This is a genomic window from Amycolatopsis sp. NPDC003731 (assembly GCF_053586895.1).
In genome coordinates this window covers 1-11278 of record NZ_JBSFNC010000221.1, presented here as the reverse complement: position 1 = coordinate 11278, position 11278 = coordinate 1, and the positions used below count along the sequence as shown (strand labels likewise).

Here is an 11278-nt window from a genome sequence, read left to right as displayed (position 1 = left end):
TCCTTGACGAGGTCGAGCGCGCGGGTGTTGCCGCGGCAATCGGCCGGGATCTTCGCCAGCAGCGACCCGAACGTCTCGAACAGCTTGAGCGCGGGCGCGGCCGCGTCGAAGATCTCGTCGGACGTCTTCGTCCCGGAGCCGGCGCCCCCGTCCTCGGCGGCCGCGGGCGGCTTCGTCTCGTCGAGCTTCTTCTTGCCGTCGTCGACGGCCTTCTTCTCCTGGTCCTCGTTGTAGCTGTTCTGGTCGCCGCTCTTCTTCGCCTTGTCGTAGGCCTCGTCGACCGACTGGCCGGCGAACAGCGGGTTCGCGTTGAACGCGTGCGCGTACTTCTCGGCTTCCTGCCGCTTCTGCTTGATCTCGTCCGGCTCCTGGTCGGCCAGGAACGGCGGCGGTGGCGGGTTTTCCCGCAGCCAGCTGCTGATCAGCGCGCTCTTCTGCGCCGGCGGCACGCTCGGGTCGTCCAGGACCGCCTTGACGTCGGACCAGTTCTTCTTGTCGGCCATCAGAGCGAGCCCCCGGCGTTCGTGATCGCGCCCGCCTGGTTCTCCTCGTTCGCGCCGTAGCTCGACCCGGCGGTCCCGAGGTTCGTGCCGAACGAGCCGAGGGTGCTGCTGTAGCCGGAGACCGCGGCCCACAGCGCCTGCGCGCCGGCGGTGTACTTGGTCGCGTGGGCACCGTGCGCCCGGCCGAACTTCTCCGCCGTCACCTGTGCCGTCTGCAGGTCCGGGTTGTCGTCCAGCAGGTGTTCCGCCAGGTCCCCGATGGTCTTGGACGCCGTCGACAACGCCTCGGTCGTCGCGGTGTACCCCCCGCCGCTCATTTCCGCGCCTCTCCTGAAGATCCTCGAGTTCCCAGTGCTTCCGCCAGCACGGCCGCCACGGACCCCACGTCGGTGAACCGGTCGAGCCGGTCCAGGTCGATCGTCACCCCGTAATAGACCTCCAGCGCCGCCAGCAGCTTGATCCGGCCCTTCGAGTCGATGCCCAGCTCCTCCAGGGGTGCATCGGGCTCGACGAGAGCCGGGTCGAGCCGGAAGGTGTCGCAGACGACCTTCGTGACCTCGGCGCGGTGATCACCCACAGTCGTCACCATAACGTGCCTTCGCGGCGGACCGGGCGACTTTGCCGCTCGATGTGCGCGGAAGTCCACCGGAAGGGACCAGACGTACCGCGCGCAGCGTCAGACCGTGTTCGCGGGAGACCGCGCGCAGCACCGCCCGGGTCACCTCCCGGTCGTCGGCGTCGGCTCCGCGCACCCGCTCGGCCACCACCACCGCGCCCTCGCCGCCGGCGTCCGAGACGCCGAACGCGGCGACGCGGTCGCGGCGGACCGCCGGGTGGGCCTCCCCCGCCGCCGCCTCGATGTCCTGCGGGTGGAAGTTGCGGCCGTCGATGACGATCAGGTCCTTGAGCCGCCCGGTGATGTAGAGGTCGCCGCGGTGGACGACGCCGAGGTCGCCGGTGCGCAGCCACCCGCCGAGGCCGTCGAGCTCGCCCCCGAACGCGCCGGCGTCGCCGCGGCCCCAGTAGCCGTCCGCGACGTTCGGGCCGTGCACCCAGATCTCGCCGACCAGGCCTTCGGGCTGCTCCCGGCCGTCCTGGACGATCCGGACCAGCTGCCCGACGGGACGGCCGACCGAGACGAGTTCCTGGCCGCCGTCGGTTTCGACGGCCCGGCCCTGCGCGAGGGCTTCGCGGTCGAACACCGCGCCGCGCGGCCCCTCCTCGCCCGCGCTGGCGACGTACACGGTGGCTTCGGCGAGCCCGTAGGACGGCCGGTGCGCCGCACGCGGGAAGCCGCGCGGCCCGAACACCTCGTGGAACCGCTCGATCGTGCCCGGCCGGACGGGTTCGCTGCCGTTCAGCGCGACCCGGACGTCCGAGAGGTCGAGGTCTTCGCCGGTGTCGGCGTCGGCCGCGAGGTCGTAGGCGAAGTTCGGCGCGGCGGTGAAGACCGCGGGGTGGTCCGCCAGCTGCCGCAGCCACCGCGCCGGCCGGTGCACGAACTCGGCCGGGGCCATGAACACCGCCCGGCCACCGGAGTAGACCGGCAGGCACAGCAGCTGGATCAGGCCCATGTCGTGGAAGAACGGGATCCAGCCGGCGCACGTGGTGCCCTCGTCGACCTGGTAGGCGAGGCTGCCCTGCCAGCAGGCGGCGACGATCGCCCGGTGCGGGATCACCGCACCGGCGGGCTCACGCGTCGAGCCGGACGTGTACTGCAGGTAGGCCGGGCTGTCCGGGGTCACCGGCACCGGGTCGGCGCCCGGCCCGGTGAGGGCGTCGACCACCACGACGTGCTCGTGCGCGGGCAGGCGCGCCACCTCGGCCGACGACGTCAGCCAGACCCGGGCGCCGGAATCGGCCAGGACGCCGGCGAGCCGGTCGGCCTGCGCGGGGTTCGCGGGCACCATCAGCGGGACGGCGATCAGCCCGGCGGCCAGCGCGCCGAAGAAAGCGAGGGGGTAGGCGAGTTCCTGGCCGGCGAGGATCGCCACGCGCTCCCCCGGCGTGGCCACCCGGCGCAGCTCGCCGGCCACCACGCGGACCCGGGCGGCGAACTCCGCCCACGTCAGCGTGTGTTCCACGCCGTGGGCGTGGTCCTGGTGGGTGAACAGCGGCCGGTCGTCACCGGCACGGGCGAACAGCAGCTCCACGATCGAGGTGCGCAGCACGGCCTCGGGCACGGTCGCCGGTGCGGTCGGACGAGGCACGCTGCGCAACCTACCGGCCCTCCGAAACCGGGTTCACCCCCGGGGCGAGCGCGGGTACGGTCGCAGACCATGGCCGTACCGGAAGCGCTGGTCTCCGCACTCGCGGACGAGGACCGGCTGCAGCTCTTCGCCCGCATCTGCACCGCCCCCGACGGCCTCGAGGCGGCCCACGCCCCGGCCAAGCTCGTCAAGCGGCTCGTCGGCGCGGGGCTCGTCGCCGAAGCCGGCGGCCGCTACCGGGCCGTGCCGACGGTGTTCCGCGACGCGCTCGCCAAGGCTCCGGTCGACCCGCTCGACGCCCTCTTCCGCCACGGGCGGCTCGTCTCGATCCCGCACTCGGGCCGTCGGCGGCAGCTGCTGCTCGACTACCTGGCCGAGCGCTTCGAGCCGGGCCGGCTCTACACCGAGCAGGACGTCCGCGAGAAGCTGTCGATGGTCCACGACGACCACGCGACGCTGCGCCGCTACCTGGTCGACGAAGGTCTCCTGCAGCGCAGCAACGACGGCGGCGCCTACGGCCGTCCCTCGGAGGCCCGCGCCGCCGGCTGAGTCGCCGGGAGGTCGAACAGCGCGAGGACGCCCGGGTCGGCGAACACGACGTTGTGCGCGATCCGCCCGTCCCGCACGGTGAGCACCTGCAGGGTGTGCAGCCGGAACACGCCGGTGTCGTCGCGGCAGTACGCCACGAGCGCGGGCCGTCCGTTGGCGGCCGTGCGCGTCAGGCGCCACTCCGGGCCGCGCATCCCGAACAGGCGGTCCATGAACCGGCCGTAGTCGTCGCGGCCGCGGAACCACAGCGGCACCGGCGGCATCTCCAGCACGACGTCGTCGGTGAGCAGCTCGACGAGACCGGCGACATCGGCGCGTTCGAACGCGCGTACATAGCGGTCGAGCGCCGCTTCGACCGCGGTGTCGTCCGGTTCGGGCACCTCGTCCGCCGACAGGTCGCCGAGGCCGGCGCGGGCGCGCTGCAGGGCGCTGTTGACCGCGGCCGGCGTCGTGTCGAGGAAGCCGGCCACCTCCGCCGCGCTGAACTCCAGGACGTCCCGCAGGATCAGCACCGCGCGCTGTTTCGGCGGCAGCGTCTGCATCGCCGCCAGCAGCGCCAGCCGGAGCGTGCCGCGGCGGGCGAGGCGGTGGCCCGGGTCGTCGAGAAGGGCGTCCGGGAACGGGTGCAGCCAGGGGATTTCGAACGACGGCGTCAGCGGCGCGCCCGGATCGTCGCTCGGGCCGCCGAGCCCGGACGGCAGCGGCCGCCGGGCGCGCCCTTCCAGCGCGGTGAGGCAGGCGTTGGTGGCGATCCGGTAGAGCCAGGTGCGCACCGAGGCGCGCGCCGGGTCGTAGCCGTCCCACGCCTTCCAGGCGCGGACCAGCGTGTCCTGCACCAGGTCTTCGGCTTCGTGGACCGAGCCGAGCATGCGGTAGCAGTGCGCCAGCAGCTCACGCCGGTGCGGTTCGGTGCGCGTCGCGAAGTCCTGCATCGTTCTCCCGTCGCCCGCGGCTTCCGGTGGGTGTACCGGCGCCGCCACCGGAACTCATCGGTCCGGCGGGAGAAGATTCTCTTACAGGTCGTCGAAGTCCTCCGGCCGCAGGCCGTCGAGCTCGGCGCGGAACCGCTCGACCTCGGCTTCGGTGTCCAGCACGTCGGCGGCCGGGCCCTCGGTCTCCTGCTCCACCTCGAGCTGCACGGACGCGACGTCCAGCACCTCTTCGGCGACGCGGATGGGCGCGCCCTGGCGAAGGCCGAGCGCGACCGCGTCGCTGGGGCGGGCCGACACGCGGGTACCGGAAGCGAGCACGAGGTCGGCGTAGAAGATGCCGTCCCGCACCTCGGTCAGCTCGACGGCGGCGAGGCCCTGGCCGAACGCGGCGAGGACGTCGCCGAGCAGCTCGATGGTGCCGGGGCGCGGCTGCGCGATCTGTTCCCGCGCGCGCACGAGGCCTCGGCCTCGCCGTACCCGATCATGATCGCCAGCCACCGGCGTGCGCCCTCCGGTTCGCGCAGCAGCATCAGGGGCGCCTCACCGGGCACCGGAACGGCCATCCCCACCACTTCGATCGGGATCACGCTGACCACCGCACCCTCCGTGTCGTGGGACTGCTTCGCGCGCGTAATACCCAGAACAGGGGGTTCACAACCCGATCCGGGCGGTGCGTTTTCCCGGGCGGGCTCTTCTCGGCTGCGGACTCCGCTCCGGCGCCTTGCCCGGCCACCGCGGCCGCTGTCACCGTCGGAGCGTGGAGCCGACGATTTCGCGCAGTGTGACCGTTTCCGCCGATCCGGGCACGGTGTGGTCGTGGGTCACCGACCTGCCGCGGATGGGCGAGCTGAGCCCGGAGAACGTCGGCGGCCGGTGGCTGGACGGCACCGGGCCGGCCCTCGGCGCGCGGTTCCGCGGCCGCAACCGCAACGGCGAGCTGCAGTGGTGGACCCGGGTGCGGGTGGTGGCGTTCGAGCCGGGCCGCCGGTTCGCCTTCGACGTGCGCACGCCGTTCGGCTCGCGGGTCTCGCGGTGGGAGTACGTGCTGGCGCCGGCCGCGAACGGCTGCGTCGTCACCGAGAACTGGTACCGGATCGGCAGCTGGGTGGTGCGGAAGTTCATGGGGCCGCGGGTCACCGGCCGCGCCGACCGCCCCGGGTACAACGTCCGGTCGATCGAGCACACCCTCGCGGCGCTGCAGGCCCGCGCCGAGGAGCGCGCCGCCGCCTGAGTCTCTTGTTGAAACCCACCCGGTCCAGCTAGGTTGCTTTATTGAACCTAGGAGGACCATGACCCCCGCCCCGCCGAAGCCCGGCCTCGTGCTGCTCGTCGTCTCGACGGCCGCGTTCCTGGCGAGCCTGGACACGTTCATCGTCACGATCGCCTTCCCCGGCATCCGGGCCGCGTTCCCCGGCGACGACCTGGCGACCCTGTCGTGGGTGCTCAACGGCTACACGGTGCTGTTCGCCGCCTGCCTCGCCCCGGCCGGGCGCCTGGCCGACCGCTACGGCCGCCGCCGGCTGTTCCTCGCCGGCGTCGCGGTGTTCACCCTCGCTTCGGCCGCCTGCGCCGCCGCGCCTTCGATCCCCGTGCTGATCGCCTTCCGCGCGGTGCAGGCGATCGGTGCCGCGCTCGTCATGCCGACGTCGCTGGCCCTGTTGCTGACGGCGTTCCCGCCGCACCGGCGGCCCCTCGCCGTCGGCGTCTGGGCGTCGGTGGGCGCGGCGGCCGCGGCGCTCGGCCCGCCGGTCGGCGGCCTGCTCGTCGAGGCGTCCTGGCGCTGGGTGTTCCTGGTGAACCTGCCGATCTGCGCGGTGACCCTGCTGGCCGGGCCGCGGCTGCTGCGCGAGTCGCGGGACACGTCGACCGGCGTCCCCGACGTCCTGGGTGCGGCGGGGCTGCTGGTGGGCGTCGGCGCGCTGGCGTACGCGCTGGTCGAGGCGTCCGACCGCGGCTGGGGCGCGCAGCCGGTGCTGCTGGCGTTCGCGGTGGCCGCCGTCGCGCTGGCCTGGGTCCCGCTGCGCTCGGCGCGGCACCCGGTGCCGGTGCTGGACCTCCCGGCGTTGCGCGTGCCGACGCTGTGGCTGGCCTGCCTGACCACCGGGGTGTTCGCGGCCGGGTTCGCGGCGATGCTGTTCGGCAACGTGCTGTTCCTGACCTCGATCTGGCACGACTCGATCCTGGTGGCCGGGCTGTCCCTCGCCCCGGGCCCGCTGGTGGTGGTCGGAGTGTCGGTCCTCGGCGGCCGGTTCGTGCACCGCTCCGGACCCGGCCCGGTGGTCGCCCTCGGCGGTGTCGCGTTCGGCGCCGGCGCGCTGATCTGGTTGCTGCGCATGGGATCGACGCCGGACTACGCCGCGTCGATGCTGCCCGGCCAGCTGCTGACCGGCCTCGGCGTCGGGCTGATCCTGCCGAGCCTGTCGGGAGTGGTGGGCACGGTCCTGCCGCCGTCCCGCTGGGGCGCGGGCTCGTCGATGGTGAACACGGCCCGGCAGATCGGCACGGTCCTGGGCACCGCGGTGCTCGTCGCGGTCTTCGCGGGAACGCCGGATCTGGCGGATTTCCGCCGCGGCTGGCTGATGATCCTGACGACCGCGGCGCTCACCGGCGCGGGCGGGATCCTGCTCGCCCTGCGCCGGCGGACCGACCACTACGCCGAACCCCAGGCCTCGTCCAGCACCGCGAGCCCGGCGTCGATGCTCTCCAGGGGGATCGAGCCGTAGCCGAGGACCACGCCCTGGCGCGGGAAACCGCCGCAGAGGTCGGACAGCGTCTGGATCGCCGCCCCGGCCGCGGCCGCGCGGGCCGCGATCGGGTCCAGGTCCGCCTCAGTACCGGCCAGCGCGCACAGGTGGAGGCCCGCCGCCGACGGCACCGGGCTGAGCCGGCCCGCGAAAACCCGTTCCAGAGTCGTCGTGATGCGCTCGTGGCGGTCCGCGTAGACCTTCGTCGCCCGGCGGAGGTGACGGGCGAACAGGCCTTCGTCGATGAACCCCGCCAGCGCGGCCTGGGCGGGCAGGTCGCCGTGCCAGCCCGACAGCTGCCGGGCGTGGTGCAGCGCGTCGCGCAGGGACGCCGGGGCGATCAGGAAACCCAGGCGCAGCATGGGAAGCAGCGTCTTCGAGAACGACCCGACGTAGGCCACCCGGCCGTCGCGGTCCAGGCTCTGCAGGGGTTCCAGCGGCCGGTCGGAGAACCGGAATTCGCTATCGTAGTCGTCCTCGACGACGACCGCGCCGGCGCGGTCGGCCCACGCCAGCAACGCCGTACGCCGGGCGAGGGACATCGGCGTGCCGAGCGGGAACTGGTGCGACGGCGTGACGTACACGAGCTTCGTGCGCGGCGGCAGCGCGGCGACGTCGAGGCCTTCGCCGTCCACCGGCACTCCGACGACTTCGGCGCCGTGCGAGGCGAACAGCAGCCTGGCCATCCGGTAGCCCGGCTCTTCGACGGCAACGCGGTCACCCGGTTCGAGCAGCACCCGGGCCAGCAGGTCGAGGGCCTGCTGGGCGCCCTGGGTGACGAGCACGTCGCCGGCGTCGGCGCGCACCGAACGGGAGACGCCGACGTGCCGGGCGATCGCCGCGCGCAGCCCGGGGTGGCCGCCGGGCTCGGCGTAGTGGGCGAACCCGGCGGTGTCCCGGAGTTCCCGCGCGAGCAGGCGCCGCCAGGTGTCCAGAGGGAACAGCGTGGCGTCGGGGATGCCGACGCGGAAGTCGAACACCGGGTCGGGCGCCGCGGCCGCCGGGGGCGGGAGCGATCGCCACACCGCCTTCGGCTGCGGCCCGCGCGCCGAGGGGGCCCGGCGCGGCTTCGGGGCCGGGAGTTCCGCGCAGACGTACGTGCCCGCGCCGACGCGACCGGTGAGGAAGCCGTCGGCGGTGAGGCGGTCGTAGGCGACCGCGACGGTGTTGCGCGAGACGGCCAGGCGCCGGGCCAGTTCCCGCGTCGGCGGCAGCCGCTCCCCCGCGCGCAGCCTGCCGTCGAGGACGGCGTCACGCAGCTGGCGGTAGATGCGGACGCTGAGGTCGCCGCGGCCGGCCAGGCTGACGTGGAAGTCCATCAGGCGAGCCTATATTGGCCCAATCGACCGGTCGAGAATTGGATCTGGGATCGGGCCAAGTTCCGCTCTACCGTTCTTCCCATGACAGCGCTTCTCGAACGTCCGAAGACCCGGCCGGCCGGGCGCATGCTCGCCGCCGCGCAGCTGGTCGCCTCGCTCGGCGACGGCGCGTTCCTGACCTGCTCGGTCCTGTTCTTCACGCGGATCGCCGGGCTCACGCCGGCGCAGGTGGGACTCGGGCTCACGCTGGGGTGGGCGGTGGGCTCGGTCGCGGGCGTGCCGCTCGGGCACCTGGCCGACCGCCACGGCGCCCGCGGCTCGGCGGTGCTGCTGGCCCTGGCGACGGCCACGTCGATCCTCGCGTTCCTCGTCGTCCGCTCGCCGCTGGCGTTCGTCCTCGCCGCGTGCCTCTACGGCAGCTGCCAGACGGGGCTGGCCGCGGTCCGCCAGGCGTTGCTGGCCACCCTCGCCGACCCGGAGCGGCGGACGCGCGTCCGGGCCCACCTGCAGTCCGCGGGCAACGCGGGCCTCGCCGTCGGCGCCGGGCTGGGTGGCCTCGCGCTGTCGGCCGACACGGCTTCGGCGTACCTGACGGTCTTCGTCCTCGACGCGGCGGCCTTCGTCGTGACGGCGGTGCTCCTGCACGCGCTCCCGGCGGCGCGCCGGACGTCCGCGCGCCCGGGAGCGCCGAAGTCGGCCGTGCTGCGCGACCGGCCGTACGCGCTGGTGACCCTGCTCAACGCGGTCCTGCTGTTGCGCATGCCGCTGCTGAGCGTCGCGATCCCGCTGTGGATCGTCGAACGCACCGCGGCGCCGGGCTGGACGGTGTCGGCGTTGTTCGTGCTGAACACGGTCGTGGTGGTGGTCCTGCAGGTCCGCGTCGCGGGCCGGCTGACCTCGCTCGATTCGGCGGCGGGGATGGTGCGCCGGTCGGGGGTGGTGCTGCTGGCGTCGTGCGTCGCGTTCGCGCTGTCGGCGCTGGGGACGGCACCGGCGGTGGCGTTCGGCGTGCTCGTGGCCGGGGCGCTGGTGCAGGTGCTCGGCGAGATGCTGCAGTCGGCGGGCTCGTGGGAGATCGGCTTCGCGCTGGCGCCGGCGGACAAGCAGGGCGAGTACCAGGGCTTCTTCGGCAGCGGCATCTCGGTGGCGCGCGCGATCGGCCCGGTCCTGCTGAGCACGGTGGTGATCGGCTGGGGCGTCCCGGGCTGGCTCCTGCTGGGCGCGGTGTTCCTGGGCGCGGGCTGGGCGATGGGCCCGGCGGTCCGCTGGGCCGCCGCGACCCGCCCGGCACCTCACTGACCCACGCGCTACTCGCTGACCCGGGCCGCCGCGGTCTGGTGCAGCGCGAGGTCCTGGCCCGCGGCGGCATCGTCGGCCCAGGCGCCCGATTCCGCCGTCCACGTCCGGCCGGCGAAGCTCACCTTGTCCACGCCCAGCGCTTCCGCGCGGGCGACCAGCCAGGTCGCGTACGTCCAGCCCTGACCCGTCGGGTGGGGACCGCTCAACCCCGCCGTGCCCAGCTCCTCCGTCGCCGCCGCGGCGAGGTCCGCGGGGGCCGCCAAGGTCAGGTTGCGGCAGGTCAGGGCGGCCGGGAACTGGCCGTTGAACGCCGCGGCCATCGCGCGGGACTGCGGCTCCCACTGCGCGTACGCGTCCGGGACGCCCGACCGCTGGACCGCCTGCGCGGCCTCGGTGATCGGCAGCGTCTCCCAGTTCGGCAGCTTCTCGAGCTTCTCGTAGAACTCCGTCGCCGCGTAGACCGGGTCGCGCAGCTGGGCGATCGTGCCCCAGCCCTGGCTCGGCCGCTGCTGGAACAGCCCGACCGAGTCGCGGTCACCGCCCTCGAGGTTGCGCAGCTTCGACTCCTGCAACGCCGTCGCCAGCGCGACCGTCGCCGCGTGGGCCGGCAGCCCCATCTTGGTGCCCACGGCCGAGATCGTCGCCGCGTTGTTCATCTGCTCCGGGGTGAACGTGTACGCGGTCGCGTTGTCCCCCGGCAGCGCCACCGTGCACCCCGGCGTCTTCACCGAGCCACGCGTGTACGCCACCACCACGACGATCGCCGCGACCAGCACCACGACCGCACCCAGGACCATGGCCACCTTCAGGCCACAACCGCGCACCCTGCCTCCCCATCACCCGTTCGCACCAGTCTGCCAAACGGAGGACGCGGCACCCCGGGTGCGGGTTCAGTCGGCGGGGCCGAGGAAGATCGGGTTGGACATCGCCACCATGGCGTTCGGCACGGTGGTGTTCGGGCCGCCGGACGGGCGACGGACCTCGACGCGCACCCACCGGCTGTAGCGGGGGTAGGTCGTCCAGGTGACCGTGGCCGCACCCGAGTCGCCGATCGGCTCGCTGTGTTCCGGGCCGAGCTGGTCGAGGAACGTCACCGTGGTCCCCGGGACGCCGGCCACGACCGCCTTGACGGTCACCGGGGTACCGGTGCCTGCGGCGAGCCGCTCGCCGATGCCCGCGCTCGTGCCGCCGCCGGAGACGGTGAAGTCCAGCTGGACCGACGCCGATTCCGCCAGCCACGAACGGCCCGCTTTCAGCCCCGCCAGGAGTTCCCGGCGGCGCAGCCGGTCGGCGAGCACGACGGTGTGCGGCAGGGCCACGCGCTGGTCCGGGTGGTGCGCGTCGGAGTCGCCGATCGCCGGAATGAAGCGGCCGCCGCGCAGCAGCCCGTCCCAGTGGATGACGCTCGCCTCGTCGTCCTGCGTCCAGGGGCCGTTCCAGACCTCGACCAGGTCGGCGAGCTCGTAGGCGAATTCGTAGGTGCAGCCGAAGCAGTTGGCGAACGGGTGCGCCGCGGTGACCAGGCCGCCGGCGCGGTGCACCTGCTCGGTGAAGCGCCGGAAGTCCCGCGGGTCGGCCGCGCGGTAGCGCCAGTCGATCCAGGTGCCGGCGGGCAGGCCGAGCGCGGGCATCACCGCAGGTCAGGCGGCCAATTCTTACCCGGCAGTAGGGTCACGGTGACATATCGACGTCCTTGGTAACGCTAACGACTTTCCGACACTG

General features: G+C 73.8%; 11 protein-coding genes and 2 pseudogenes. 4 read left to right on the top strand and 9 right to left on the bottom strand.

Annotated elements, in window-relative coordinates; translation table 11 throughout:
- From ACWDN5_RS44115 to ACWDN5_RS44100, 4 genes and pseudogenes are all read right to left on the bottom strand, one after another.
- Nucleotides 1–503: pseudogene (locus tag ACWDN5_RS44115) on the bottom strand (WXG100 family type VII secretion target); the annotation flags it as partial.
- On the bottom strand, nucleotides 503–820 hold the full coding sequence (locus ACWDN5_RS44110) for a hypothetical protein (protein WP_310975589.1): 318 nt from the start codon (nucleotides 818–820) through the stop codon (nucleotides 503–505). The pseudogene ACWDN5_RS44115 and the gene ACWDN5_RS44110, both read right to left, overlap by 1 nt.
- Nucleotides 817–1092: an acyl carrier protein gene (locus ACWDN5_RS44105; protein WP_396136975.1), complete on the bottom strand. Its 276-nt coding sequence runs from the start codon at nucleotides 1090–1092 to the stop codon at nucleotides 817–819. The genes ACWDN5_RS44110 and ACWDN5_RS44105 overlap by 4 nt, the downstream gene beginning before the upstream one ends.
- Nucleotides 1073–2713, bottom strand: a complete 1641-nt coding sequence (locus ACWDN5_RS44100) for a fatty acyl-AMP ligase (RefSeq protein ID WP_449680458.1) — start codon at nucleotides 2711–2713, stop codon at nucleotides 1073–1075. Before ACWDN5_RS44100 ends, ACWDN5_RS44105 begins: the two co-directional genes overlap by 20 nt.
- A 69-nt stretch (nucleotides 2714–2782) precedes the next feature.
- Here ACWDN5_RS44100 and ACWDN5_RS44095 point away from each other — a divergent pair, with 69 nt between their 5' ends.
- Nucleotides 2783–3262, top strand: a complete 480-nt coding sequence (locus tag ACWDN5_RS44095; protein ID WP_449680457.1) for a DUF2087 domain-containing protein — start codon at nucleotides 2783–2785, stop codon at nucleotides 3260–3262.
- Here ACWDN5_RS44095 and ACWDN5_RS44090 read toward each other — a convergent pair.
- On the bottom strand, nucleotides 3226–4194 hold the full coding sequence (locus tag ACWDN5_RS44090) for a sigma-70 family RNA polymerase sigma factor (protein ID WP_449680456.1): 969 nt from the start codon (nucleotides 4192–4194) through the stop codon (nucleotides 3226–3228). The genes ACWDN5_RS44095 and ACWDN5_RS44090 overlap by 37 nt on opposite strands.
- Before the next feature lie 81 nt (nucleotides 4195–4275).
- Nucleotides 4276–4790, bottom strand: a pseudogene (locus ACWDN5_RS44085) (bifunctional nuclease family protein).
- Nucleotides 4791–4951: 161 nt separating this feature from the next.
- Here ACWDN5_RS44085 and ACWDN5_RS44080 point away from each other — a divergent pair.
- Complete coding sequence (locus ACWDN5_RS44080; RefSeq protein WP_310975580.1) at nucleotides 4952–5425, top strand: SRPBCC family protein; 474 nt, start codon at nucleotides 4952–4954, stop codon at nucleotides 5423–5425.
- 58 nt (nucleotides 5426–5483) lie between these two features.
- Nucleotides 5484–6917, top strand: a complete 1434-nt coding sequence (locus tag ACWDN5_RS44075; protein WP_310975579.1) for an MFS transporter — start codon at nucleotides 5484–5486, stop codon at nucleotides 6915–6917.
- Here the strand turns inward: ACWDN5_RS44075 and pdxR are convergent.
- Nucleotides 6845–8257: a MocR-like pyridoxine biosynthesis transcription factor PdxR gene (gene pdxR / locus ACWDN5_RS44070; protein WP_449680455.1), complete on the bottom strand. Its 1413-nt coding sequence runs from the start codon at nucleotides 8255–8257 to the stop codon at nucleotides 6845–6847. The two genes, ACWDN5_RS44075 and pdxR, sit on opposite strands and share 73 nt — an antisense overlap.
- Nucleotides 8258–8338: 81 nt before the next feature.
- Between pdxR and ACWDN5_RS44065 the strand changes: the two genes are divergently transcribed.
- On the top strand, nucleotides 8339–9556 hold the full coding sequence (locus ACWDN5_RS44065; RefSeq protein WP_449680454.1) for an MFS transporter: 1218 nt from the start codon (nucleotides 8339–8341) through the stop codon (nucleotides 9554–9556).
- Between the two features lie 8 nt (nucleotides 9557–9564).
- Here ACWDN5_RS44065 and ACWDN5_RS44060 read toward each other — a convergent pair whose 3' ends face one another.
- Together ACWDN5_RS44060 and ACWDN5_RS44055 are read right to left on the bottom strand one after the other, a co-directional pair.
- Nucleotides 9565–10380: a hypothetical protein gene (locus ACWDN5_RS44060; protein WP_449680453.1), complete on the bottom strand. Its 816-nt coding sequence runs from the start codon at nucleotides 10378–10380 to the stop codon at nucleotides 9565–9567.
- Between the two features lie 66 nt (nucleotides 10381–10446).
- Nucleotides 10447–11187: a CehA/McbA family metallohydrolase gene (locus ACWDN5_RS44055; RefSeq protein ID WP_449680452.1), complete on the bottom strand. Its 741-nt coding sequence runs from the start codon at nucleotides 11185–11187 to the stop codon at nucleotides 10447–10449.
- Between the last annotated feature and the right edge of the window lie 91 nt (nucleotides 11188–11278).